Source organism: Curtobacterium sp. MCBD17_013, from assembly GCF_003234565.1.
In the GTDB taxonomy this organism is placed as follows: domain Bacteria; phylum Actinomycetota; class Actinomycetes; order Actinomycetales; family Microbacteriaceae; genus Curtobacterium.
The window spans coordinates 49,020-73,674 of the sequence record NZ_QKTU01000005.1 but is presented as its reverse complement, the minus strand read 5'-3'; the positions used below and the strand labels follow the sequence as shown (position 1 = coordinate 73,674).

The following is a 24,655-nucleotide window of genomic DNA, read 5'->3' as shown; positions in this document are numbered from 1 at the left end:
ACACTGGGAAGGCAGCCGTCCAGGAAAGGAACAACCCGTGATCGACGTCTCCTCCCAGCCTCCCGCCGAGGGTGACGACCGCGAGGTCCTCACCAACCGTCAGGGCCACCCGGTCTACGACAACCAGAACCAGCGCACCGTCGGCGCCCGGGGGCCCGCGACGCTCGAGAACTACCAGTTCCTCGAGAAGATCAGCCACTTCGACCGCGAGCGCATCCCGGAGCGTGTCGTCCACGCCCGCGGCTTCGTCGCCTTCGGGTACTTCGAGGCGACCGGGCAGTGGGGCGACGAGCCGATCGCGCAGTACACGCGCGCCAAGCTGTTCCAGGAGGCCGGCAAGCGCACCGACGTCGCCATCCGCTTCTCGACCGTCATCGGTGGCCGGGACTCCTCCGAGGCCGCCCGCGACCCGCGCGGCTTCGCCGTCAAGTTCTACACCGAGGACGGCAACTGGGACCTCGTCGGCAACAACCTCGGCGTCTTCTTCATCCGCGACGCCATCAAGTTCCCGGACGTCATCCACTCCCTCAAGCCGGACCCCCAGACGTTCCGCCAGGAGCCGGCCCGCATCTTCGACTTCATGTCGCAGACACCCGAGTCGATGCACATGCTCGTCAACCTGTTCAGCCCGCGCGGCATCCCGGCGAACTACCGGACGCAGCAGGGCTTCGGCGTGAACACCTACAAGTGGGTCAACGCCGAGGGCGAGACGAAGCTCGTCAAGTACCACTGGATCCCGTCGGTCGGCGTCAGCAGCATGACCGAGGCCGACGCCGCCGCGGTCCAGGCGGGCGACCTCGGCCACGCGTCGAAGGACCTCCACGAGGCGATCGAGCGCGGCGAGTACCCGGAGTGGGAACTCCGCGTCCAGATGATGGACGACCACGACCACCCCGAGCTCGACTTCGACCCGCTCGACGACACGAAGCTCTGGCCCGAGAACGAGTTCCCGCCGAAGCAGGTCGGCACGATGGTGCTCAACCGGAACGTGTCGGACTTCTTCGCCGAGAACGAGCAGATCTCGTTCGGCACCGGTGTGCTCGTCGACGGCCTCGACTTCTCGGACGACAAGATGCTCGTCGGCCGCACGTTCTCGTACTCGGACACGCAGCGCTACCGCGTCGGGCCGAACTACCTGCAGCTCCCGGTCAACCAGCCGAAGAACGCGCGCGTGCACACGAACCAGCGCGACGGGCAGATGGCCTACCACCAGGGCGGCGGACCCAACCCGCACGTCAACTACGAGCCCTCGATCACGGACGGCAGCCTCCGTGAGGCCGAGTACCCGACGCACGACGAGCAGGGGCCGGAGATCGTCGGGCGGCTGACGCGCAAGCGGATCCCGCGCACGAACGACTACACGCAGGCCGGGCAGCGCTTCCGGCTCATGGAGGACTGGGAGCGCGACGACCTCGTCCAGAACTTCGTCACGCTCATCTCGCAGGCGGCCCGCCCGGTGCAGGAGCGCATGCTCTGGCACTTCTACATGGTCGAGGACGAGCTCGGGCAGCGCGTGGGCGAGGGCCTCGGCATCACCCTCGAGGAGGTCGCCGACCTGCCGCCGCTGCAGTCCCAGACCCTGTCCGACGACGAGCTCGCCCGACTGGCGAACCTCGGGCACAACGGCCCGCGCGACGTCGAGGGGTTGCTCATGACGCACTGCGTGCCGGACGAGCGCGCCGTCATGGCCTGATCAGGTCGTCCGCCGCCCGGGAGGCGCGGTGCGGGTCCGTCCCGCACCGCGCCTCCCGTGCGTTCGGCGTCGTGCGACGCCGCGCTGGGCGCGGACAGCAGGACCGCGCACGTCAGGACGGACGCGAGCCGCCCTCGAGCAGGAGCACCTGCCCCGTGAGGTAGGCGTTCCCGAGCACGGCGAGCGTGAGCTGGGCGACCTCGTCCGGACGCCCGAGCCGTCCCACCGGCGGCGTCGGGACCGACGAGGGCATGCCGTCGATCATCGCCGTGTCCGCGATGAGTGCCGGGGCGATCGCGTTCACCGTGACCCCGTGCGCGGCGGCCCTCGCGGACAGCGCGTGCACGAGCCCGTGCAGCCCGGCCTTCGACGCGGCGTAGTGCGGGCCGACGAACCCGCCCGTGAACGCGGCGACGCTCGAGGTGAAGACGATCCGTCCCCAGCCGCGCTCGACCATGCCGGGCAGGAGTGCCTGCGCGAGGACGAACGGCGCCGTCAGGTTGACGCGGAGTGCGCGCTCCCAGTCCTCAGGGGTGATCTCGTCGAGCGCGCGGACGTCGCCGACGCCGGCGATCGGCAGCAGGACGTCGACCGGTCCGAACGGGTCCGCGGCGGCCTCCGCCACCGCGTGCAGCCGCTCGGTGTCCGTCATGTCCGCCTCGACGAGCACGAGTCGGCCCGTGCGCCCCGGGTCGAGTTCGGCCGTGGAGGCGCGGCTGCGGTCGCGTACCGTGCCCACCACCGCGTACCCCGCGTCGAGGAGGCCCCGGGTCACCGCCCGCCCGATGCCACCGGTGACGCCCGTGACGAGCGCGACCCGTCCCTCCCGGCTCGGTTCCGACGTGGGCCGTTCGTCATCTGCCATGCCACCTGCCTACTCGCCGGCGGGTTCCCGGCGCCCGGCGGCGCCGGCCTGCGTGGCCGGTGCGGACCCCTACCGCTCGGTGCCCCTACCGCTCGGTGTCCCTACCGCTCGGTGTCCCTACCGCTCGGTGTCCCTACCGCTGGATGCCGCGGAGGACGTCGACCGCGCGGGTGATGTCGTCGCCCGTGGCGTCGAGGTGCGTCACCATGCGGATGCGCGTCCGGCCGGACTGCATCACGCGCACGCCCTGGGCCTCGGCCTCGTGCGCGAACCGCGCCGCGTCGGACACGTCCGCGAACACGATGTTCGACTCGACCGTCGCGGGGTCGACCCCGGCGGCCGCGGCGAGGAGTCGGGCGTTCACGTGGTCCTCGGCGAGGCGGTCGACGTGGTTCCGGATGGCGTACCGGCCGGCCGCGGCGAGCATCCCGACCTGCCGCATGCCGCCGCCGTAACGCTTGCGCCAGATGCGGGCGGCGTCGATGCGCTCCTGTGAGGCGACGAGCACCGACCCGACCGGGGCGCCGAGGCCCTTCGACAGGCAGACCGAGACCGTGTCGAACCCGGCGGCCAGCTCGCGCAACGGCGTGCCCGAAGCGACGTGCGCGTTCCACAGCCGAGCGCCGTCGAGGTGCACCGCGAGCCCGTTCGTCCGCGCGTACTCCTGCACGGCGCGGACCTCGCTCTGGGGCTGCACGGTGCCACCGCCGAAGTTGTGGGTGTTCTCGATCGCGATCGCAGCGGTGGACACCATGTACGACCCGGCGTCCGGCTCCGCGATCTGCTCGACCGCCCGGTGGTCGAGGCGGCCGTACGGCGTCGCCCACGTCCGGGTCGTGATCCCCGAGAACACCGCGGCGGCGCCGAGTTCGGCTCGGGCCACGTGGGCCTGGACGTCGCAGACGAGCTCCTGACCGGGCGCGACGAGCATCCGCAGTCCCAACTGGTTCGCCATCGAGCCCGACGGCGCGTAGAGGCCCGCTTCGAACCCGAGGAGATCGGCGACCTCGGCCTCGAGCGCGTTCACCTCCGGGTCCTCGCCGTACACGTCGTCGCCGACCTCGGCGTCGAGCATCGCGGCGCGCATCGCGGCGGTCGGGCGGGTGACGGTGTCGGAGCGCAGGTCGATGGGCACCCGATGACGGTACTCCGACTGGTCGTGGCGCTCCGCATCCGACCCGGGGTGCGGCCGGGCCGCGTGGTGACAGCGCCTGGGCCTCCTCGGTCGCGAGCCCCGGATGGGGCAGGGCACCCTCATCGGAACCGCTTCCCGACCGGGCGTCTGAGCTGGTCATGGTGGCAGCGTCCGTGCGGTCGTTCCACGAGCGGCCGTGGCTCGCACGACCCGAGAACGGACACCGAACGGCACGGCAGGTTCGTCCAGACGGGGTGACGCCCCGGCCGCTGCGGCGTGTCGGCGGGTCATCGCAGGGCCCCGATCGCTTCCTTCGCCGCGGCAGCGACGAGCGCGTCACTGGGTTCGGCTGCCTGGGTGCTCTTGGTGGTCTGGATCGCGAGGACGATCGGCGCACCCGAGGGCGGCCACACCACGGCGATGTCGTTGCGGACGCCGTAGTACCCGGTGCCGGTCTTGTCGGCGACCGTCCATCCCGCCGGAACGGCGGCGCGGACGAGGTCGTCCCCCGTGGTGTTCGCGCGCATCCACCCGATCAGTCGGGCGCGCTCCGATGCGTGCAGCACGCTGCCGAGCACCAGCCGATCGAGATCCAGCGCCAGCGCTCGAGGTGTCGAGGTGTCGCGGTCGTCGCCGGGCACCGCCGCGTTCAGGTCGGGCTCCGTCCGATCCGACCGCGTGGTGGTGTCCCCGATTCTCCGCAACGCGGTCTCGAACCCCGCGGGGCCCCCGACTCGCTGCAACACGATGTTGCCGGCCGTGTTGTCGCTCTGCTCCAACGCCGCCGCGACGACGTCGCCGAGGCGCATCCCCGACTCGACGTGCTGCGAGGCGACCGGCGAACCGGCCAGGATCTCGTCCTGCGCGAGGTCGACGTGCGCGTCCAGATCGGTCGACGGGTCGGCCAGCAGGACGCCGGCGGCGAGCGATTTGTAGGTGGACGCGTAGGCGAACCGCCGGTTGGCGTTGTGGGCCACGGTCTGCCGGGTTCCGGTGTCCAGCGCGAAGACGCCCAGCGTCGCGCCGTACGTCTGCTGCAGACGGTCGAACGCCGGTGCTGTCGTCGCCGCCGCGCTTCGTGCCTCGTCTGGCTCGGACGTGACCGATGACGTCGGTCCCACCGCCCGGTGTGCGTCGTCCACGCCGGAGCATCCGGCCATGGCCAGGACGGCGATCGCTGCGACGACGGAACGTGCGAGCGCGCGCACTCGAGATGTCTGCATGACGCAACCCTTGCGACTGCCCGCCCGTGCAGTCAAAGACGGCTGGCTCGAACGCCATGCATGACCGGCATGCTCCGACCGTGGACCGTGGACCGTGGACCGTGGACCGCGGACCGCGGACCGCGTCAGCGCGCGCTGCGTCGTCGACGGCCGCGAAGACGCTCCGCGCGGTGGTCCGCTTCTTCAGCTGGTGAACGCCCTGCGATCGCCGAGGATCGCAGACCCCTGAGCATCGACGACCGCTCCGCGTGCGACCGGCAGACTGGAGGCCCAACGGTGGTCAGCAGGCGGCTCACGTCCGGCTCCGGTCGCCGACACCGTTCACCGATGCGGAGGACAGTCCATGAAAGCCGAACCCCTGAGCGGATCCGTCGCGCTCGTGACCGCAGCCGCTCGCGGGATCGGGCGATCGATCGCGCTCGACCTCGCGCAACACGGTGCCGACGTCGCCCTCGGGGTGCGCGACCCGGAAGGTGCCGCGGCGCTCGCGGACGAGATCCGCGCGCTGGGCAGGAGCGTGGCCGTCGTCGCGATGGACGTGACCGACCTCGCTGCATGCCGGGAGGCGGTCGATCGCGTCGCTGCGGAATTCGGGACCATCGACATCCTGGTGAACAACGCCGGCGGGAGCATCGTCGAGGATGCGTTCGACGTCACCGAGGAACACTTCGATGCCGTCTGGTCGCTCACCACGAAGTCGACGTTCTTCATCTCGCAGTACGTCGCTCGCCACATGCGGACTGTGGGCCGAGGCTCGATCGTGAACATCGCTTCGCAAGCCGGCCTCGTCGCGCTGCCTGGCGAGTCCTCCTACTGCACCAGCAAAGCCGCCGTGATCCACCTCACCAAGTGCCTGGCAGTCGAGTGGGGCCAGTACGGGATCCGTGTGAACGCCGTTGCGCCGACCTTCATCGAGACGGACGGCACCGCTCCAGCCCTGTCCGACGACGCGTTCCGGGACGACACGGTGGACCGCATCGCCGCACTGCACCGCATCGGACAGCCGCACGAGGTCGCCGCCGCCGTCACCTTCCTCGCAGGCGAGGGGGCCTCGCTCATCACCGGAACCGCGCTGCCGATCGACGGGGGCTGGACGGCCCGCTGACCCGAACGGAGGCGCGTCGCCGACGCGGCTCGATCCACTGGTGCGGCGTCGCGGCGTCGGCGGCTCGATGCTCGACCCCAGGGGGTCATGGTCGTCCTGGCAGCAGCCGTGTGAGGGGCCGGGTGAGGCGTGCGAGGAGCGCCGCGCGTTCGAAGAACGAGACCATCTGCCGCGGGGCGTCGTCGTTGAAGATCATGGCGAGACCGCGTGCTGATGCTGATGCTGATGCCTTCGCTCGGCGGAACATCTTCCGCTCGTAGCGTCCGAGTGCACGGTCGAGGTATGGGCTCTCGATGACGGCGCGGGCGAGGTCTGCGCCGTCGATGAGGGCGAGGTTCGCGCCCTCGCCGGCGAACGGGGACATCAGGTGCGCGGCGTCGCCTACGGCCGTCACTCCTGGTACTCGGCGCCAGGTGAGGCCGATCGGGAGTGCGTAGATCGGACGCGGCCAGATGGTGTCGTCGCTGTCACGGATCATGTCCGTCAGCGGTCCGGCCCAGTCCCGGTACTCCCGCAGCAGCGCCGCACGCGCCGCCATCGGGTCGGTCCAGTCGATGCCGCTGGTCGCGGCCCAGTCCTCCGGCACGCGGAGACCGAGCCCCAGTGCGATCTCCTCTCCGCCATGGCCGCCGATCGACTTGTTGTCCGAGAGGGCGAAGAACGTCCCGTGCCCGGTCGTGCGGAGCGCCTCAGGGTGCGCACGGACCGCGTCCGAGAGCCGGAGCTCCACCATCGTGATGCCCGTGTACTCCGGCACGGTCGATGTCAGCGCCGTGCTCCGCACCCTCGACCACGCGCCATCGGCGCCGACGACGAGGTCTGCTGTGACCGTGCTCCCGTCGACGAACTGCAGTTCCCGCACCGGACCGTCCGTTCGGACCCCGGTGACCTTCGCGCCCCACCTGATCGTTCCTGGCTCGAGTGCGTCCACGAGCAGTTGCCGGAGTGCCTGCCGCTCGACTTCCGGGCGACCGTTCCCGCCGTCGACTTCGCTCTCGTCCACCAGCAGCCGCGCGTGGCGGTCCATCACCCGTGTCGCTTCACCTCCATGGCGAACGAGCGCGCGGAACTGATCGAACACGCCGGCCTGACGCAGTGCCTCTTGCCCGGTCGCGGTGTGGATGTCGAGCGAGCCGCCTTGTCGGCGTGCGTCCGCAGCGGTGTCGGCCTCGTGGATGGTGACGGGCAGGCCGGCTCGTTGCAGGATCCGGGCACAGACCAGGCCGCTGAGTCCTGCTCCCACGATGGCGACCGCGGGCCGCTCTTGCACGTTCATGGTCGGGACGGTAGCACTAGTCACTAGGAGTTCATAGTCGCTACAGATCGGTAGGATGGCGGCATGGGAGATGAACAGGGGCGGCGGGAGCGGAAGAAGGCCGTGACTCGCCAACGCCTCACGGACGCCGCCGTGCGGCTGTTCCTCGCTCGCGGCTACGACGCCGTGACCGTGGCTGAGGTGGCGGAGGAAGCAGACACCGCGCTCACCACGCTGTTCGCCCACTTTCCCGACGGGAAGCAAGCCCTCGTGTTCGGAGGCAGTGGGGACCGCGCGGCGAGCCTCGCACAGGCCATCGAGGGTCGACCGGTCGAGCAGGATGCCCTCACCGCGGTCGAGGAGTTCATCGCCGCGCACGGCCCGTTCGACGGGAAGCGGGACACTGAGACCAGTGCCGTGTTCGACCTGATCCGCACCACGCCCGCATTGACCGAGTACGCACGTCAGCGCTGGGTCCGATGCCAGGACGTGCTCGCCAGGACGCTCACAGAGGTCGGTGGGTACGGCTCTCCGGCCGCCGTGGACGCCCTGGCCCGATTCGTCCTCGAGTCGCCGCAGATCGCCGGCGCTCACCCGCGCCCGGGCCAGGCGCTGCACGAGATCTTCGACCACGTCCGGAAGGGATGGCCCCACGTCGAGTAGCCGACGGCGTGGCGAGTCCTCACGGACGTGCAGCCGTCGATCGGCTCCCGCACGTGCTCCGCCCGATCGCACGAGCTCACTGCATCAACGGGGACTCGCTCTCCGAGAGGAGGAACCATGTACGTCACGGACTGGCCTGGCCGCAGCACGTCGACGCCCACGAGTCGGCACGGATCTTCCACCACTACTTCCAACACCGGACCGTGCCCGACGACGACACGCTCCGCCTCATCGACGACATGTGATCGCCGCCGGAGCCCGAGCACCGCTCGTCGACATCGAGGGTCCTCCACCGAGCGGTGGAGCCGGCATCCGCCGGTCGTCGGACGGAGGTGCTCCTGCTGGCGGTCGACGCGGCGGTGGCCGCACGTGGAGGCTGGTCGTATGTCTGGATCCAGCACGTCCCGTTTCCGTCTCGTGACCGCGACCGCCATCGCCGCGTCGGTCGCACTGCTCGGCACCGGGTGCAGTTACGTCGACCAGCAGATCGGTGACGCGTGGGCGGTCACCTACGAGATCCACGTCGACCGGCCGACCGGCGCGGAACTCACCGAGGTCAAGGCCGAGGGTGCCAGGGAGCGTGGTGACGCTCCGGAGGTCCAGCGGCTCGGATCCGTCACGACGGGCACCACGGACGGTGACGGGTCGCGGTGGACGCACGACGTCGTGGTCCTGACCGAGCAACGAGCGTCGGTCACCGCGACGCCCGGGAAGGGCGTGACGGCGACGTGCCGGATCCTGCTCGACGGGAAGCGCGTGATCGCGACCGAGACCTCCACGACTCCAGGTGCGCGTGTTGCGTGCTCAGCGACGACGCCGAAGTTCAGCTAGCGCGAACCACTCGGACACTGCTCCGCCTACCGAACGGTAGGTAGACTGTACGCATGACACAACCGGTCAGACGCGCGGCGGCCGTCAGCCGGCGCGGGAGCGACACGCGTCGACGCGCCCAACGTGCTGCGCTGCAGTTGTTCACCCGGCAGGGGTACGAATCGACCTCGTTGCGGGAGATCGCCGACGAGCTCGGGATCAACAAGGCGTCGCTGTACCACCACTTCGCGAGCAAGGAAGCGATCTTGCAGTCGCTCTTCGACGAACGCGGCACCGAGGCCCAGGAGCTCCTCGTATGGCTCCGCGAGCAGCCACGGAGTCCGCGGCTGCTCGAGGAGACCGTGCTGCGCTGGGTGGACACGTTCACCAGCGACAAGCTCGCCGCGATCCGGTTCATGACCGCGAACCCGCTCGTGATCCGCGGTCTCGCCGACTCGAGCGGGCGGAGCATCGGTGCGCCGCTGAACGCGATCGTGGACGAACTCACCGCGCTCGTCCCCAGCGGTCGCGAGCAGGACGGCCTGTTGGTGCGGATGGCGGTCCTCAGCATCAACGCAGCCGTGCAGGCCGCGGTGCACGCCGAGGTGACGGACGCGGACGTCATCGCCGCAGCGCAGCGGGCAGCGCGGGCGCTGGTCCGCGAGGTCGGCGGCACACCGTGAACGTGGTGCTCGTGGTCCAACTGGTGCTCGTGGGTCTGCTCGCCGGTGCGGAGTTCATCGTCCGATGGGGCATCCAGCCCGCCATGAGGACGCTGCCCGACGAAGCTCATCTCCGTACCCGCATCGCGTTGGTGAAGTCGCTCAAGGTCGTCGTGCCGATCCTGATGGTCCCGGCCCTGCTGGCCTCGGTCGCCGTCCTCGTGATCGCCGGGGCAGACGACGGTCTCGGGTGGCGGATCGCTGCGACGGTGGCACTGGTGGTGTTCGTGCTCGCTTCGTTCCTCGGCACGGTCCCGATCAACATCGGCGTCAACGACTGGGATCCGACCGATCCGCCAGCAGACTGGAAGCGCGTCGTGATGCGGTGGGAACGCATCGACGTCCTCCGCTCGAGCGCAGCCGGCGTCGCATTCGTGCTGTTCGCCGCCGCTGTCGTCCAGATGCTGGGCTGACGAGCGGCTACGGCTCCTCGTCGACGAGGGCGACGAATCTCGTGCCCACGCCATCCACCTCGCGCCGCACGAGCCCCGTGGCCGGTTCCGGCGCCTGGTACCCCGCGTGGTAGTCACACATCAGGAAGTCCCAGTCGGGCCACCACTTCTTGGGCCGCGCATCCTCGGTGAAGCCGCAGACGACGCACTCGAGGTGGACCCAGACCTTCTTGCCCGTGCGGTTGGCCCGGGACTGCACGAGCCAGGCCGGCGGATCCTGCTCGATCGCGGCGAGCTCGGCTTCGCTGAGGCGCGGGGGGATCCCGTGGTGGGTGGCCATCTCGAGGGGGATGTCGAGCCGGATGGCGGCGTCGCGTCGCGAGAGCATCCGCCCAGGGTAGTTCTGCCGCTGGGCGCGGCCACGTCGAGGACGGACGCAGCGTGTCCGCGCAGCACGAGTCGAGGGCGAGGAGCCACGTCCACCGTCATCGCTGCTGTCGTCGGCGGTCGCTATCGTGACCGCATGCTGCCCGTCGCGCCCGGCGCCCTCCGCGTCCTCCACCTGTCCGACACCCACCTGACCGGTGACGGCTCGCTGCACAACGGCGTGGTGGACACCGCGGCCACACTCGACGCGGTCCTCGCCCGGGTCGCCGACGTCCCCGGTGTCGGCCTGGTCGTCGTCTCCGGGGACTGCTCGGACGACGGCACGCCCGCCTCGTACCAGGCCCTGCTCGACCGCGTCGGGGCCTGGGCGCGTGCGCACGGTTCGGCCGTCGTCGCCGTGCCCGGGAACCACGACGGGCGCGCCGGGTTCCGTGAGGTCCTCGGGAACGGCCACGTGTTCGCCGAAGGTGGGGCACCGGTCGCGCACACGCTGCAGCACGTTGCGCCGAGCGTCCCGGTCGACGGCGTCTCGATGGTGGCCGGGCGCCGGATCATCACGCTCGACACCTCGGTCCCCGGCGCCGGGTACGGCCTGCTGCGGCCCGAGCAGCTCGAACGGCTCCGCGAGCTGCTCGCCGATCCCGCTCCGTACGGGACCGTCCTCGTGCTGCACCACTCACCGTTGCCGGCGCCGACCGCCCTGCACGAGGCGTTACGACTGCAGAACCCGGACGAGCTGGCGGATGCGCTGCGGGGGAGCGACGTGCGCGTCGTCCTCGCGGGGCACTACCACCACCACATGGTCGGCACGATCACGGGGGCCCCCGTGCTCGTGGCGCCCGGGGTCGCGAACGACACCGACATCGCGGGCGTCTACGAGCGGGAGCGCATCCTCGCCGGCGCCGGAGCGCTCGTGGTCGACGTCTCGGCCGAGGGCACCGTGCTCTCGACGCCCGTGCACGTCCCCGTGTCGGACGAGGGGCGCGAGCTCTTCACGTTCGACGAGGCGCGGGTCGCACGCATCGCGGCGGAGTCCGGCCCGCGCCGCTGAACGGCCCCGGCGGGCGCGGCGAGTCGCAGCCGCAGCCGCAGCCGCAGCCGCCGCAGCGAACCGGCCGCGGACCCAGCCAGGGGAGCGCATGCTCGGCGGTACCGCATCACGGTTGCGACGGCGACGGCGACGGTGCCGACAGCAGGAGCGTGCCATGCGTGTGGGATCAGCGGTCGAGTTCGACCGGTACGGCGGGACCGACGAGCTCCACTTCGTCGACCAGGAACGACCGACCCCGGCGGACGGTGAGGTCGTCGTCGAGGTCGTGGCGGCCGGCCTCAGCCACATCGAGATCGCGACCCGCGAAGGGGCCCTGGCGGACCGGCTTCCGACAGTGTTCCCCTCGCGGCAGGGATCGTGCTTCGCGGGCATCGTCCGGGCGAAGGGGCGGTCGGTGCGCGGGGTGCACGCCGGGCAGGCCGTGATGGGCCACGCCGTCGGTGGTGGCGCCCAGGCGAGCTGGGTGTGCGTCCCGGCGGCGGCGATCGTGCGCAAGCCGGAGAACATCCCGTTCGAGGTGGCCGGCGGTCTGTACCTGGCCGGGACGACGGCCTGGCGGATCATCGACGACCTCGCGATCACCGCGGACGACGTCGTGATGATCGCCGCCGCCGCCGGTGGGGTGGGGCACATCGAGGCGCAGCTGGCGCTCGCCGCGGGCGCCCGGGTCATCGGCACCTGCGGTGAGCGGAACCACGACTACCTCCGGCAGATCGGCGTGCTCCCGGTGACGTACGGGGATGGCATGGTCGAGCGGATCCGTCAGGCTGCCGCAGGGCACCCGGTCACCGCGTTCGTCGACAACCGGGGCGACGGTGCGGCCCTGTCGACGGCGCTCGGGGTCGACCCGGCGCGGTTCGTGTCGCTCGAGCGGCGCCGTGACGTCGAGCTGTACTTCGTGCAGGCCGGCGGCGATGACACCGACCCCGCGACGATCATGCAGGACCTCGGTCGGCGCATCGAGGCGCACCAGCTCCGGGTGCTCGTGTCGGGGTTCTACCCCTTCGAGTACCTGGTCGACGCCTACGAGGACCTCGCAGCGGGCCACTCCCGCGGCAAGGTCGTCGTCGGCATGCAGCCCGTCGAGACCGGGATGCGGCAGGAGTGGTACCGCTCCGAGAAGGCGCGCACGATGGCGGAACGTTGACGAGCGCGAGCGCGAGCGCCTCCGCGGAGGCGTACGCCTGCGTCAGCGCGGACGCATGCCCGGGTCCACGTCAGCTCAGGACGTCCTTCCGCACGAACCGCAGTGTGGCGAGGCCGCCGAAGACCACGACGTAGGCCGCCTGCAGGAGCGCGTTGTGCCCGAACGACTCGAACGACAGCGGGTCGCGTAACAGGTCCCCGAACCCGAGCCACAGGTGCGAGAACAGGAACGGGTGGAGCCAGTCGAGCTGGGGGAGCGCGTCGGCGATCTGCGAGGCGCCGGCGAGGACCACCGTGGCGGCCATCGCCCCGACGGGCACCGCGGTGAGCGTCGACGCGAACAGCCCGATCGCGGTGAGTCCGAGCATCGACAGCGTCACGTAGGCGACGAGCAACAGCGCCCGCACGGCGTACTGCACGCCGCCGACCTGGGTGCCGGAGAGCAGCGTCACCGGACCGATCGGGAACAGCGCCGCCCCGATCGCGACACCGACCACGACGATCGTCAGGGTCGCGGCGAGGGCGAACGCGCCGGCGCCGACGAACTTCACGAGTACGAGCCGGAGCCGGCCGGTCGGCGCGACGAGCAGGTAGCGCAGGGTGCCGAGGTTGGCCTCGCCCGCGATCGTGTCCCCGGACGCGACCCCGATCGTCAGCGGCAGGAACAGCGGGATCGACACCGTCAGCGCCGTGAACGCGACGAACAGCCCGTTGTTCGTGATGTCGGACAGGAACGCCGGGCCGCCCGACGTCCGATGCGTCGCGACCCGGACGGCGACCGCGATGAGGATCGGTACGAGTGCGAGCGCTCCGAGCATCGCCCAGGTGCGCCAGCGGCGGAACAGCACGCGCACCTCGGAGCCGAGGAGCGCGGTGGCGCGCGTGCCCCGGCGACCGGTGTCGGGCCTCCCGGTCGGCGTGACGGCGGTGCCGTCCACCGCGACCGCGCCCCCGTCAGCGGCGCGGTGGCCCGTGCCCGCTGCCTCACCCTGCGACATCGAAACCCTCCCCGGTCAGCGCGACGAAGCGGTCCTCGAGCGTGCCGCCCCCGACGGCGATGCCGCGCACGCGGACGCCGGCCTCGACCAGTGCGGCGGTGACGGTCTCGGCCGGCACCTCGTCCGGGAGGTCCGCCACGAGTCCGTCGGACCGGCTCGCCGCGCCGACGTGGAGGCCGAGCCGCGTGAGCACGATGTGGGCGTCGCCTCGGTCCGGCGTCTGGACCGTGACCCGCGCGGTCCCGACCCGCCGGAGCTCGTCGAGCGAGCCCTGGGCGACGAGGCTGCCGGCGCGCATCACACCGGCGTGCGTGCACACCTGCTCGATCTCGGCGAGCAGGTGGCTCGACACGAACACGGTGGTGCCGTCGTCGGCGAGCGAGCGGATGAGGTTCCGGACCTCACGCGTGCCCTGGGGGTCGAGCCCGTTCGTCGGCTCGTCGAGTACGAGCAGGTCGCGCTGCGTGAGGAGGGCGTTCGCGAGGCCGAGCCGCTGCTTCATGCCGAGGGAGTACGCCCCGGCCTTCTTGTCGGCCGCGTGCGTGAGTCCCACCCGGTCGAGGGCGGCGTCGACCCGGCGCGTGCGGGACGCCGGATCGGAGCGGGGATCGGCGGCGTCGAACCGGTGCAGGTTCGCCCGCCCGGACAGGAACGGGTAGGAGGCCGGTCCCTCGACGAGTGCGCCGACGCGCGGCAGCACGCTGGGCAGTGCGCGGGGCATGCGTTCGCCGAGGACCTCGATGGTCCCGGCGCTCGCCGCGGTCAGGCCGAGGAGCATGCGGATCGTCGTGGTCTTGCCGGAGCCGTTCGGGCCGAGGAACCCGAACACCGAGCCGCGCGGCACCGCCAGGTCGATGCCGTCGACGGCGTGCTGCCGTCGGAAGACCTTGCGCAGACCCTGGGTGCGGATCGCGAGGTCCGCGGTGCTCACTCGGCTGCGGCCTCGAGCGCCGACACCGGCACCGCGCCGGCGAGGACGCGGCCGTCGTCCGTGATGAGGATCGACACGAGCGAGGTCTGCACCGCGCGGCCGCCGTCGACCGCCTTGGTGAGCTGCCCGAACAGCTGCGAGCCGTCGGCGTCGAGCTGGCGCTTCGGGAACGTCCCCGCGGGCAGGGTCACGATGCTCGACCAGCCGTCGCCCTGGACGCTCGGGGTCGGTGCGCCGGAGGCCCGCACGTCACCGGGGGCCACGAGGCCGGGGTGCTTGGCCGTCGAGCTGTGCTCCGCGGCATCGGAGAGGTCCTTCGTCGTCACCTTCGCATCGCTCGGCGGCGTGAAGTCGAACAGAGACGCCTTGGGTGGGCCGTACGAGAGCGCGCTGAACCGCACCGACACCGCTGCCGTGGACTGCCCGCGAGCGTCGATCCGGGCGCTCAGCGGCAGGCCGGTGGACTTGTCGATCGCGATGACGACGTCGTGCACGAGCGTCGACGAGGACTTCGGGGTCAGTCGCACCTGCCAGGCGGCGTGCCCGGCGACCGAGGTGGTCGTCGGCGTGCCGACGCGGGTGCTCGGCGTGATCCCGGCGATCGCCCGCGCGGCGATGTCGGCGGGCGACGCGGACCCCGTGTCAGTGCCGTTCGCGGCCGCGGCGGACGACGGGAGCGTGACGTGCACGGCCTTGTCCGCCTTGGAGTCCCAGGTCCAGACGTCGCGCCCGTTGCGGATGACGTCGCGCTCGGCGAGCTGGTCGAGCACCTGCACGCGGGCCTTGCTGCGACCGTCGACGTAGACGCGCGCCTCGTGCGACGCGGTCAGCAGATCGAGCACGTCCGATGCGCCGGACTGCGCGCTCGACGCCCCGGACGAGCCGCTCGTCGACGGCAGCGACGGCAGACCGAGGTCGCTCGTCTGGCTGATCCGCCCGGAGTACGACAGGGTGTCGCTGTGTGCGACGCTCGCGAGCACCTGCGCCGCCGTGGGGTGGCTGCCGGTGGTGGCGGGGGACGGGGTCGCGGCGCTCGCGGCGAGCGGGGCGGCGACCGCCCCGGCGACGACGACCGGCGCGACGACGGCCGGGAGCCAGGTCGACTTCTTCTTCATGACGCATCCCCTTCGACTGCAGGTCCGCTGACGGTACGTCCACAGCCCGAACGTCCGCTGTGGAGGTGCGGATCAGGCGCGCGGTCGGCGGACGTCCGCCAGGTGGTGGACCGGGTCGTGCAGGTAGTACCGGGCGAGGGACTCCACCGTGAACGCACTGCCGTCCGAGCGGAGGCCCGGCCGGTCGACCTGGTCGTCGCGCACCGCGGCGAAGGCGGCGGCGGTCCGATCGGCGGCGGCCAGGAGCTCCTCGGCGACGACGGCCGGGTCCTGCTCGCCGTACCGGTCCTCCACAGCGGTGGCGTCCTGGTCCCAGTTCGGGAACCGGGGCGCGTCCTCGGCGAGCATGAGCTCGAGCCGACCCGCCATGACGCGATGCACGTCGCGGACGTGGGCGCCGTACTCCAGCGGTGACCACGTCGCGTCGTCCGGACGCTCGCGGACGTCGTCGCGCGCCAGCTCGGCCGGCCACGCGGCGGCGTTCGCACGGACGAGCCCCGGGACCTCGTCGAAGGTCACGGTGCGACCGTCGAACCCGCACTCGGGGCACCGGTCCTCGAGCACCCAGGTCCAGTTCTTCGTGTCGGGTTCGATCGGCATGGCGGGACGCTACCGTACCGGGGCCCGCCCGTTCACCGGGGTCCGTAGGCTCGGCGCATGCGTCTCCTGCTCATCCGCCACGGCCAGACTCCCGCGAACGTCGACGGGGTGCTCGACACGCTCGTGCCGGGGCCGGGGCTCACCCCGCTCGGCCGGGAACAGGCGGCCCGGTTGCCCCAGGCGCTCGGCGACCGCGGTGTCGGCGCGGTGTTCGTCTCGGACATGGTCCGGACCCACGAGACGGCGGCACCGCTCGCCGACGCGCTCGGACTCGAGCCGATCGAGCTCCCGGGACTCCACGAGATCGACGCGGGCGACCTCGAGGGCAAGCGCGACCGCGCCTCCGTCCTCGAGTACATGGGCACGGTCTTCGCGTGGCTCGAGGGGGACCGCGACCGGCGCATGCCGGGCGGACCGGACGGGCACGCGTTCTTCGCGCGCTTCGACGCCGCCGTGGCGACGATCGCCGCGGGCGGCGCCGACACGGCTGCCGCGTTCAGCCACGGCGCGGCCATCCGGAGCTGGGCGGGTGGGACCGCGACGAACCTCGCGGACCACGCGCTCGCGCGCCACACACTCGAGAACACCGGCATCGTCGAGCTCGACGGCGACCCCGCCAGCGGGTGGACCGTGGCCCGCTGGGAGGGGCAGCCCGTCGGTGGCGACGAGGTCGCGGACCGCAGCGCGCCCGATCCCACGGGCGAGGCGTTCACGCCGCCGGACGGAGCGACGCCCGCCTCCCGGTGATCGGGAGACGGGCGTCGGGGGCCGGCCGGGGCGAGGGTCAGCGCGCCGCGACCGGGGTCGATCCGAGCGGGACGACCACGCCGTGCGCGACGCGGAGCTCCTCGAGCGTCGCGGCGATCTCCTCGTCGCGCTCCTCGGAGGTCCACTGCAGCGCCGTCGCGAGGACGTCGGCGAGCTCGGTGAGGAGCTCGATCGTCACGCCCCCGACGAACGCCAGGTTCGTCCGGCGGAGCACGACGTCGGACAGGTGCACGGCGTGCTCCCGCTCGGCGAAGAACGCCACCTCGGCGGTGGTCAGCTCGGGGTCGGTCTCGAGCGGCACGACGGGCTGGTCGAGGAGCACGTCGATGACCTCGGTCGCCCGGGTGCCGTACCGGGTGAGGAGCCGGTCCACGGCTGCGGGGTCGAGCCCGTCGCGGTGCGTCTGCACCCACAGGGCGCGGTCGCTGTCGGTCGTCGGGAAGTCCTTGCCGCCGCCGATCGGCATACCCGTCGTGTCGACCTTCCGGCTGACACCGAGGCGGTTCGTCACCTCGGTCGACAGGTGCGCGGACAGGGCGCGGAACGTGGTCCACTTGCCGCCGACGAGCGAGAGCACCGTGGCGGACCCGAGGCCGTCGATCGGCGTCTCGACGATGCGGTAGTCACGTGAGACGAACCCGGGGGCGGTGTCCTCGTGCCGGGGGAGCGGCCGGATGCCCGAGTAGCGGTAGACGATGTGCTCGCGATCGAGGGCGATCTGCGGGAACACGTGCCGGACGAGGTCGAAGAAGTAGTCGACCTCCTCCTCGGTGCACACGGCGGGCTCGGCGGGGTCGGCGTCGATGTCGGTCGTGCCGATGAGCACCCGGCCCTTGAGCGGGTAGATGAGCACGATGCGGCCGTCGTCGTTCTCGAAGAAGATCTCGCGGCCCTTCGTCGCCGCGAGCAGCTCCGGGTTGTCGACGACGATGTGGGAGCCCTTCGTGCCGCCCATGTACGCCGTCTCGCCCCCGAACGCCGCGTTCGTCAGGTCGGTCCACGGCCCGGAGGCGTTGACGACGACCGGCGCGGTGACGACGAACTCGGTCCCAGACTCGACGTCGCGGAGCAGGACGCCGCCGTCGCGCGTGCCGACGGCCTCGACGTAGTTCGCCGAGCGGGCGGTCGCGGCGCTGCCGTTCCCGGTACCCGCGGCGAGCCCGTCCTTGAGGACGTCGAGCGCCAGGCGCTCGGGCTCGTGCACGGACGCGTCGTAGTAGGTGCCCGTGTACTTGAGGTCGTGGTTCAGGGCGGGCATGTCCTCGAGCGCGGCCTTCTTCGTGAGGAAGCGGTGCTTCGGCACGGATCCGCCGTCACGCGAGAACGAGTCGTAGAGCGTCATGCCGATCTTGATGAGGGCCGCGCCACGCTCCCTGGTGGACCGCTGCTTGTGCGTCAGCATCCGCAGCGGGGCGTTCATGATGCCCGAGAACGTGGAGAACACCGGCATGGTGGTCTGCAGCGGCTTGACGTAGTGCGGGGCGATCCTGATGAGGCCGTTGCGCTCCTGCACGGACTCGCGGACCAGCCGGAACTCGCCGTTCTCGAGGTAGCGGATGCCGCCGTGGATCATGTGGCTCGACGCGGCCGAGGCCCCCGACGCGTAGTCGTTCCGCTCGACGAGCACGACGTCGACGCCCTGCAGCGCGAGGTCGCGGAAGGTCGCGATGCCGTTGATGCCCCCACCGACGACGAGGACCTGGGCGGTGGGCCGGTCGGTGATGGCCGCGACGTTCGGTCGCAGCGCGGTCTTCTTCGACATGTGGTTCGTCTTCCTCCTCAGCGACGCGGCCGGATTCGCCGCGGCGACTCCTCGATGGTGCGCGCCACTGACAGGAGGGGCAACCCGCCTGCACGAACGTGCACGGGGCCTCCAGAGCGGCGTCGACCGGTGGCAACGCACGTCCGCGGGGGCGAGAATGGAGCCAGCGGCCGTGCACGTGCGTGCAGGGCGCGCGACCAAGGTGCCGCGCGACGCTGGTGCCGCTGCACGGCACACGAACGCGGAGGACGCACGATGAGCGACGCGGCACAGGCGGTGCGGACGCAACAGGCGCTCCGCGCCGCGCACCTGTACTACATGCAGGACCTGACGATGGAGGCCATCGCCGACGAACTCGGGACGTCCCGGTCGTCCGTCTCGCGGCTGCTCAAGTACGCCCGCGACACCGGGCTCGTCGACATCCAGATCCGGTCCCCGCTCGACCAGGCCGCGGCCCTGAGCCGTGCCCTGCGCACCCGGTTCGACGTGCATGCGCACGTCGTGCCCGTGCCCGACCACACGAGCGACGTCGACCGGCTCGAACGCGTCGCGCTCTCCGCCGCCCGGATCCTGACGCAGTACATCGACTCGAACATGGTGATCGGGATCTCGTGGGGCTCGACGGTGAGTGCGATCAGCCGGTACCTCGTGCCGAAGGCGACGCACGGCTCGACGATCGTGCAGGTGAACGGTGCGGCCAACACACGCACGACCGGCATCGTCTACGCCAGCGAGATCCTCCGCCGCTTCGGCGACGCGTACGGGGCGGTCGTCCAGCAGTTCCCGGTCCCCGCGTTCTTCGATGACCCGGCGACGAAGGCCGCGCTGTTCCGCGAGCGGAGCCTCCGTCCGGTGCTCGACCTGCACCAGCGCATGGACCTCGTGCTGTTCGGGGTCGGCTCGCCCCAGGCCCTCGTCCCGAGCCACGTGTACTCGGGCGGGTACCTCGACCCGGCCGACCGCGAGGAGCTCAAGCGCGACGGCGTCGTCGGCGACGTCACGACGGTGTTCTACCGGGCCGACGGTTCCTGGCGGGACATCGGCCTGAACGCCCGCGCCGGTGCGCCGGACCTCGACACCCTGAAGCGCGCGCCGCGGCGGATCTGCGTCGTCGCGGGGCGCTCGAAGGTCACGAGCCTCGAAGGGGCGCTGGCGGCCGGGCTCGTGACGGACCTCATCGTCGACGAGAGCGCGGGACAGGCGCTGCTCGGCTCCTGAGCGACGGGGAGGCCGACCGCCGAAGCCGGGTCACGGGGGACCCGTCGGGGGACACGGGTCGGGGGACGAACCCGGACGTGTTCCCAGCTGAGCGGGCGTAGGCATGGCGAGCTGTCCGACCACGCAAGGAGCCCTCCATGGCCGTCCTCGACGCTGCCGACGTCCTCACCCAGACCCCGATGCCGTACCCGGCACCGCGCGGGCCGCTCGGCGAGGCGATCCGCGCCGTGCTCACCGAGCGTCCGGACGCTGACCGATCCGCGCTCACCGCCACCGCCCGCCGCGCGATCGCCGACGCCGAGGACCTCATCCGCGACGACGACGTGCAGAGCAGCCTCTTCGTGCTCCAGGAGCTCGCCTACGGGGGCATCCAGGGTGTCGACGACCGCTTCGAGTGGGACCCGGACCTCCTCGCGGTGCGTGCCGTGCTCGAGGAGGCGTTCGAGGCCGAGCTCCGCCGCAGGGTGCCGATGCCCGAGCGACCCGAGCCGACCGCGGACGCCGTCGCGGCGGCCCTGTTCGCGATGACCTCCGCCGACTCGGGGCCGAGCCTCTCGCGCTACGTCGCGCGGAAGGCCACGCTCGAGCAGGTCCGCGACCTCCTCGTGAACCGGACGGTCTACACGCTCAAGGAGGCCGACCCGCACTCCTGGGCGATCCCGCGCCTGACCGGCCGCGCCAAGGCCGCGCTCGTCGAGATCCAGTCGGACGAGTACGGCGGGGGCCGGCCGAAGCGCATGCACTCCGCGATCTTCGCCCGCACCGTCCGTGCCGCCGGACTCGACGACTCCTACGGTGCGTACGTCGACGCCGTGTCGGCGCTGACGCTCGCGACGAACACGATGATGAGCCTGTTCGGGCAGCACCGTCGGTTGCGCGGTGCGACCGTCGGGCACCTGGCGGCGTACGAGATGACCTCGTCCATCCCCAACAAGCTGTACGGGGACGGTTTCCGGCGCCTCGGCTTCGACGAGGACGCCACGTGGTACTTCGACGAGCACGTCGAGGCCGACGCGGTCCACGAGCAGATCGCCGGGCGCGACCTCGCGGGCGGCCTCGTCGAGGCCGAGCCCGCGCTCCTCGACGACGTGCTGTTCGGCGCCGCCGCGTCGCTCACCGTCGACGGCTGGGCCGCCGCCGAACTGCTCGAGGCGTACCAGGCCGGGCGGTCCTCGCTCCGCGCACCGGTGCAGGTGGCCGCACCGTCCCTCCAGGCCGGATGACCGCACGCGGCGGGGGTCCCCGTCCCGTCGGCCACGCCGCCGACGGCGGCGCCGAGCGCCTGCCGGCCGAGTACGTCCTGCCGCTCCGGTGGGACGACGACACCGATCCGACGGAACTCGCCGCCTACCTGGCGCGCCTCGTCGGGGTCGTCGACGTCACCGTCGTCGACGGCTCGTCGACGGTCGCGGTCGAACGGCACCGCGCCGCGTTCCCGCCGGGGGTCCGGGTGCTGCCGCCACGGGACCGGGCCGGGAGGAACGGCAAGGTCCGCGGGGTCGTCACCGGTGTCGAGACGGCGCGGCACGACGCGGTCGTGGTGGCGGACGACGACGTCCGGTACGACGAGCCCGCGCTCGCCCGTGTCGTCGCGCAGCTCGCCGACGCGGAGGTCGTCCGGCCGCAGAACCACTTCCACCCGTCGCCGTGGCACGCCCGCTGGGACACCGGCCGCACGCTGCTCAACCGCGCGCTCGCGTCGGACTGGCCCGGGACGCTCGGCGTCCGACGCGGGGTGCTGCTCGCGACGGGCGGGTACGACGGGGACGTCCTGTTCGAGAACTGCGAGCTCGTCCGGACCGTGCTGGCCGTCGGGGGTCGACAGGTCCGCCTCGACGACTGCTTCGTCGCGCGCCGACCGCCGACGGTCCGGCACTTCCTGGGGCAACGCGTGCGCCAGGCGTACGACTCGTGGGCGCAACCGCTCCGGCTCGCCCTGGAACTCGCCGTCCTGCCCGCGGCGCTGCTCGCCGTGCGTCGACCGCGGCGGCTCGTGGCCGGGGCGATCACCGTGGTCGGGCTCGCCGAACTCGGCCGCCGCCGCGCCGGGGGGACCGCCGTGTTCCCGCCGACCGCGGCGCTGTGGTCGCCGCTGTGGCTCGCCGAGCGCGCGGTGTGCTCCTGGCTCGCCGTCGTCGCCCGGGCCCGCGGCGGCGTGCGGTACGCGGGCGAACGGCTCCCGCGCGCGGCCACCCCGTTGCCCCTGCTCCGCCGACGCCTCGCCGGTGTCGGCTCCGTGACCGACACCCCGACGGAGGGACCCCGCCCATGACCCACGACCCCGACATCGAGATCGTCGCGTGCCCCGACGGGCCGCTCCTTGTGCGCGGCGACGTCCGCATCACGAACCCCGACGGCGAGGACCTGCCCCGCCGCCGACGCACGGTCGCGCTCTGCCGGTGCGGCAAGTCGATGCTCAAACCGTACTGCGACGGGACGCACAAGATCATCGGCTTCCGGACCGAGCCGGAGCTGCCCGCCACGGACGTCGCGGCCGACCCGGTCTGACCGTCACCACGACGACAGCGGGCCCGCGACGATCGTCGCGGGCCCGCTGTCGTGCGTCCGGGGGTGTCAGCCCACGGTGCGGATGCGGTCGTCCCGGCGGCTGCGCGAGCGCGGCAGCACGAAGCCGAGCAGGATCATGCCGACGGCGAGCACGAGGTGCAGCCAGTTGTCGGCCGTGTTGAGCGGCACGAAGTTCGCCCCGCTCGTGTGGTTCGCGGTGAACAGGCCGTAGATCCAGAGGACGGCGTAGACGATGCCGCCGATGATCATGTACGCGCGCGAAGCACCGGCACCGCGGGCGGCGATGACACCGACGACACCGAAGGCCAGGTGCACGATGTTGTGGAGCACGGACACCTGGAACAGGCCGAGCAACATCGCCATCGAGCCTGATCCGGCACCGCTCAGCGAGCCGGTCGTGATCCCCGGGATGAACCCGGCGATCCCGACGACCAGGAAGACGATCCCGACGATCAGCGCGCCCTTCTGGACGGCGGTCGCGGCGTAGGGCGGGTGGGCGGAGGAGTCGGACATGGGAGTTCCTTCCTGATCAGCGCGGCATGGCCGGGTTGGTGGGATCGCCGTGTGACGGCGGGTTGATCGGCGGCCCGGAGGTCGCGGGGGTCACGCCGCCCCCGGGCACGCCGGCCTGGACCTCCGGCAGGTGGTCCGGCACGGAGCCGTGGGGTTCGGCGCCGGCGTCGAGGGCCTCGAGCCGGTGGCGCAGGACCTCGACGACCGGCAGGCGGTCGCCGTGGGCCCGTTCGTGGTCGAGCAGTGCCTGCAGGTCCGAGCGATCGAGAGCGACGATGCGTTCCCGGAGCGCCCCGAGCGGCACGTGGTCGAAGTCGGGGATCGCGAGTTCCTCGTTGGTCATCACTGGTCCTTCCCCTCGACGGCTCGTCGTCGAGTGGCCTGGACGGTACCCGGACCGGACTGCCCGGTCGCGCAGTGAACGGGGGACAGTCCGGCCGGGAGGCCCGCCACCGGTCGATCCTTCGGTGCACGCCCGTGCGGGGCGCCCGGGACCGAATCCACGAGCACGAGCAGCGCGTGCAACCGAACGATGTGCTGCTGTGACACGGCCGTTCGAAACGGATGCCTGAATGACTTCGACCCCGCGGGCCGCCGCGGGCACGACCACGAGGAGTCCCCATGCTGATCGGTGTCCCCACCGAGGTGAAGAACAACGAGTTCCGGGTCGCCGTGACCCCGGCGGGCGTCGCCGAGCTCACCCTGCACGGGCACCGGGTGCTCGTGCAGGCCGGCGCGGGCGCGGGCAGTGCCTTCACGGATGACGAGTACGCGGACGCCGGTGCCGAGGTCGTCCCCGACGCCGCCGCCGTGTGGGGTGCCGCGGACATGGTGCTCAAGGTGAAGGAACCCGTCGCGAGCGAGTACCCGCTCATCCGGCCCGGTCAGGTGCTGTTCACCTACCTGCACCTCGCGGCGGACCGGCCGCTCACCGAGGTGCTGCGGGCGTCCGGCGCAACGGCGATCGCGTACGAGACGGTGCAGCTGCCCGACCGGTCGCTGCCCCTGCTCTCGCCGATGTCGGAGATCGCCGGGCGGCTCGCCGCACAGGTCGGCGCGAACCAGCTCATGCGCACCGCGGGCGGTCGTGGCCTGCTGCTCGGCGGCGTGCCCGGGACCCCGAAGGGCCGCGTCGTCGTCATCGGCGGGGGGGTCGCCGGCGAACACGCGGCGGCGATGGCCCTCGGGCTCGGCGCCGAGGTCACCGTCATCGACATCGCGCTCCCGCGCCTCCGTGCCCTCGACGCGCGGTTCGACGGCCGCGTGACCACCCTCCGTTCGAGCAGCTACGCGATCGCCGAGGCCCTGCGCGACGCGGACCTCGTGATCGGCTCGGTGCTCATCCCCGGGGCCGCGGCGCCGAAGCTCGTGACCGACGCCATGGTCGCGGACATGCGCCCCGGCTCCGTGCTCGTCGACATCGCGATCGACCAGGGCGGTTGCTTCGCGGGCTCCCGGCCCACCACGCACGACGACCCGACGTTCGCGGTGCACGGCTCGATGTACTACTGCGTCGCGAACATGCCCGGCGCGGTGCCGCGGACGAGCACGATCTCGCTGACGAACGCGACCCTGCCGTACGCGGTCGCGATCGCCGACGCCGGCTGGGAGCGGGCGCTCGCCGCGGACCCGTCGCTCGCGAAGGGCCTCAACGTGCACGCCGGCGCCGTCGTCAACGCGGCCGTCGCCGCTGCGCACGGCCTCGAGGTCGCCACGGCCTGACCGCTGGGGCGTGGGTGGTCCGACCCAGCGCGAGCGGTCCCGTACGCTTCGG

27 protein-coding genes are annotated in these 24,655 nt (G+C 72.0%); 15 read left to right on the top strand and 12 right to left on the bottom strand.

Going from position 1 to position 24,655, the window contains the following annotated elements; translation table 11 throughout:
• The first annotated feature begins 37 nt into the window (after window positions 1-37).
• Window positions 38-1,693, top strand: coding sequence for a catalase (locus tag DEI81_RS07760; protein WP_111010028.1), 1,656 nt, complete (start codon window positions 38-40; stop codon window positions 1,691-1,693).
• A 112-nt stretch (window positions 1,694-1,805) separates the two neighbouring features.
• Here the strand turns inward: DEI81_RS07760 and DEI81_RS07755 are convergent, their stop codons facing one another.
• From DEI81_RS07755 to bla, 3 genes are all read right to left on the bottom strand, one after another.
• Window positions 1,806-2,558: an SDR family NAD(P)-dependent oxidoreductase gene (locus DEI81_RS07755; protein WP_111010027.1), complete on the bottom strand. Its 753-nt coding sequence runs from the start codon at window positions 2,556-2,558 to the stop codon at window positions 1,806-1,808.
• 133 nt (window positions 2,559-2,691) lie between these two features.
• Window positions 2,692-3,693, bottom strand: a complete 1,002-nt coding sequence (locus DEI81_RS07750) for a low specificity L-threonine aldolase (RefSeq protein ID WP_111010025.1) — start codon at window positions 3,691-3,693, stop codon at window positions 2,692-2,694.
• Window positions 3,694-3,980: 287 nt separating this feature from the next.
• The gene (bla, locus tag DEI81_RS07745; protein ID WP_111010023.1) at window positions 3,981-4,916 is read right to left on the bottom strand and encodes a class A beta-lactamase; all 936 of its coding nucleotides are present in this window, start codon (window positions 4,914-4,916) and stop codon (window positions 3,981-3,983) included.
• Window positions 4,917-5,259: 343 nt separating this feature from the next.
• Between bla and DEI81_RS07740 the strand changes: the two genes are divergently transcribed.
• Entirely contained in the window at window positions 5,260-6,021 is a 762-nt protein-coding gene (locus tag DEI81_RS07740) for an SDR family NAD(P)-dependent oxidoreductase (RefSeq protein ID WP_111010021.1), read from the top strand.
• Window positions 6,022-6,106: 85 nt separating this feature from the next.
• Here DEI81_RS07740 and DEI81_RS07735 read toward each other — a convergent pair whose 3' ends face one another.
• Entirely contained in the window at window positions 6,107-7,297 is a 1,191-nt protein-coding gene (locus tag DEI81_RS07735; RefSeq protein ID WP_111010019.1) for an NAD(P)/FAD-dependent oxidoreductase, read from the bottom strand.
• A gap of 63 nt (window positions 7,298-7,360) precedes the next feature.
• Here DEI81_RS07735 and DEI81_RS07730 point away from each other — a divergent pair, with 63 nt between their 5' ends.
• The 5 genes from DEI81_RS07730 (at window position 7,361) to DEI81_RS16195 (ending at window position 9,884) form a co-directional block, all read left to right on the top strand.
• Window positions 7,361-7,939, top strand: coding sequence for a TetR/AcrR family transcriptional regulator (locus tag DEI81_RS07730; protein WP_111010017.1), 579 nt, complete (start codon window positions 7,361-7,363; stop codon window positions 7,937-7,939).
• A 53-nt stretch (window positions 7,940-7,992) separates the two neighbouring features.
• Window positions 7,993-8,184 (top strand): hypothetical protein, encoded by a 192-nt coding sequence (locus tag DEI81_RS07725; protein WP_146244039.1) that lies wholly within the window; start codon window positions 7,993-7,995, stop codon window positions 8,182-8,184.
• A 139-nt stretch (window positions 8,185-8,323) separates the two neighbouring features.
• Window positions 8,324-8,770 carry a hypothetical protein gene (locus DEI81_RS07720; RefSeq protein ID WP_146244038.1) on the top strand — a complete coding sequence of 149 codons (447 nt, stop codon included), beginning with the start codon at window positions 8,324-8,326 and terminating at the stop codon, window positions 8,768-8,770.
• Between the two features lie 53 nt (window positions 8,771-8,823).
• Window positions 8,824-9,432, top strand: a complete 609-nt coding sequence (locus DEI81_RS16670) for a TetR/AcrR family transcriptional regulator (protein WP_111010011.1) — start codon at window positions 8,824-8,826, stop codon at window positions 9,430-9,432.
• Between the two features lie 5 nt (window positions 9,433-9,437).
• Window positions 9,438-9,884 (top strand): anthrone oxygenase family protein, encoded by a 447-nt coding sequence (locus tag DEI81_RS16195; protein WP_220035645.1) that lies wholly within the window; start codon window positions 9,438-9,440, stop codon window positions 9,882-9,884.
• A gap of 7 nt (window positions 9,885-9,891) precedes the next feature.
• On the opposite strand, the gene DEI81_RS07705 is transcribed toward DEI81_RS16195, so the two are convergent.
• On the bottom strand, window positions 9,892-10,251 hold the full coding sequence (locus DEI81_RS07705) for a hypothetical protein (RefSeq protein ID WP_111010009.1): 360 nt from the start codon (window positions 10,249-10,251) through the stop codon (window positions 9,892-9,894).
• A 135-nt stretch (window positions 10,252-10,386) separates the two neighbouring features.
• Between DEI81_RS07705 and DEI81_RS07700 the strand changes: the two genes are divergently transcribed.
• Together DEI81_RS07700 and DEI81_RS07695 are read left to right on the top strand one after the other, a co-directional pair.
• Window positions 10,387-11,301 carry a metallophosphoesterase gene (locus tag DEI81_RS07700; protein ID WP_111010007.1) on the top strand — a complete coding sequence of 305 codons (915 nt, stop codon included), beginning with the start codon at window positions 10,387-10,389 and terminating at the stop codon, window positions 11,299-11,301.
• A 154-nt stretch (window positions 11,302-11,455) separates the two neighbouring features.
• The gene (locus tag DEI81_RS07695) at window positions 11,456-12,448 is read left to right on the top strand and encodes an NADP-dependent oxidoreductase (RefSeq protein WP_111072243.1); all 993 of its coding nucleotides are present in this window, start codon (window positions 11,456-11,458) and stop codon (window positions 12,446-12,448) included.
• Window positions 12,449-12,518: 70 nt separating this feature from the next.
• Here DEI81_RS07695 and DEI81_RS07690 read toward each other — a convergent pair whose 3' ends face one another.
• The 4 genes from DEI81_RS07690 to DEI81_RS07675 form a co-directional block, all read right to left on the bottom strand.
• On the bottom strand, window positions 12,519-13,445 hold the full coding sequence (locus DEI81_RS07690) for an ABC transporter permease (RefSeq protein WP_111010003.1): 927 nt from the start codon (window positions 13,443-13,445) through the stop codon (window positions 12,519-12,521).
• The gene (locus DEI81_RS07685) at window positions 13,432-14,376 is read right to left on the bottom strand and encodes an ABC transporter ATP-binding protein (protein WP_111010001.1); all 945 of its coding nucleotides are present in this window, start codon (window positions 14,374-14,376) and stop codon (window positions 13,432-13,434) included. Before DEI81_RS07685 ends, DEI81_RS07690 begins: the two co-directional genes overlap by 14 nt.
• Window positions 14,373-15,491, bottom strand: coding sequence for an outer membrane lipoprotein carrier protein LolA (locus tag DEI81_RS07680; RefSeq protein WP_111010000.1), 1,119 nt, complete (start codon window positions 15,489-15,491; stop codon window positions 14,373-14,375). The genes DEI81_RS07685 and DEI81_RS07680 overlap by 4 nt, the downstream gene beginning before the upstream one ends.
• Window positions 15,492-15,563: 72 nt before the next feature.
• Entirely contained in the window at window positions 15,564-16,091 is a 528-nt protein-coding gene (locus tag DEI81_RS07675; protein WP_111009998.1) for a DinB family protein, read from the bottom strand.
• A 57-nt stretch (window positions 16,092-16,148) separates the two neighbouring features.
• On the opposite strand from DEI81_RS07675, the gene DEI81_RS07670 reads away from it, so the two are divergent.
• Window positions 16,149-16,838, top strand: coding sequence for a histidine phosphatase family protein (locus tag DEI81_RS07670; protein ID WP_111009997.1), 690 nt, complete (start codon window positions 16,149-16,151; stop codon window positions 16,836-16,838).
• Window positions 16,839-16,875: 37 nt separating this feature from the next.
• Here DEI81_RS07670 and DEI81_RS07665 read toward each other — a convergent pair whose 3' ends face one another.
• Window positions 16,876-18,621: a glycerol-3-phosphate dehydrogenase/oxidase gene (locus tag DEI81_RS07665; protein WP_111009995.1), complete on the bottom strand. Its 1,746-nt coding sequence runs from the start codon at window positions 18,619-18,621 to the stop codon at window positions 16,876-16,878.
• Window positions 18,622-18,876: 255 nt separating this feature from the next.
• Between DEI81_RS07665 and DEI81_RS07660 the strand changes: the two genes are divergently transcribed.
• From DEI81_RS07660 to DEI81_RS07645, 4 genes are all read left to right on the top strand, one after another.
• Complete coding sequence (locus tag DEI81_RS07660) at window positions 18,877-19,839, top strand: sugar-binding transcriptional regulator (RefSeq protein WP_111009993.1); 963 nt, start codon at window positions 18,877-18,879, stop codon at window positions 19,837-19,839.
• Between the two features lie 137 nt (window positions 19,840-19,976).
• Window positions 19,977-21,062, top strand: coding sequence for an iron-containing redox enzyme family protein (locus DEI81_RS07655; RefSeq protein WP_258368558.1), 1,086 nt, complete (start codon window positions 19,977-19,979; stop codon window positions 21,060-21,062).
• Window positions 21,059-22,111: a glycosyltransferase gene (locus DEI81_RS07650; RefSeq protein WP_111009991.1), complete on the top strand. Its 1,053-nt coding sequence runs from the start codon at window positions 21,059-21,061 to the stop codon at window positions 22,109-22,111. Before DEI81_RS07655 ends, DEI81_RS07650 begins: the two co-directional genes overlap by 4 nt.
• Entirely contained in the window at window positions 22,108-22,347 is a 240-nt protein-coding gene (locus DEI81_RS07645) for a CDGSH iron-sulfur domain-containing protein (RefSeq protein WP_111009989.1), read from the top strand. Before DEI81_RS07650 ends, DEI81_RS07645 begins: the two co-directional genes overlap by 4 nt.
• Before the next feature lie 66 nt (window positions 22,348-22,413).
• Here DEI81_RS07645 and DEI81_RS07640 read toward each other — a convergent pair whose 3' ends face one another.
• A complete protein-coding gene (locus tag DEI81_RS07640; protein ID WP_111009987.1) occupies window positions 22,414-22,881 on the bottom strand; it encodes a DUF4383 domain-containing protein in 468 nt (155 codons plus the stop codon).
• A 16-nt stretch (window positions 22,882-22,897) separates the two neighbouring features.
• Window positions 22,898-23,224, bottom strand: coding sequence for a hypothetical protein (locus tag DEI81_RS07635; RefSeq protein ID WP_111009985.1), 327 nt, complete (start codon window positions 23,222-23,224; stop codon window positions 22,898-22,900).
• Window positions 23,225-23,502: 278 nt separating this feature from the next.
• Here DEI81_RS07635 and ald point away from each other — a divergent pair, with 278 nt between their 5' ends.
• Complete coding sequence (gene ald / locus DEI81_RS07630) at window positions 23,503-24,603, top strand: alanine dehydrogenase (RefSeq protein ID WP_111009983.1); 1,101 nt, start codon at window positions 23,503-23,505, stop codon at window positions 24,601-24,603.
• The last annotated feature ends 52 nt before the right edge of the window (window positions 24,604-24,655 follow it).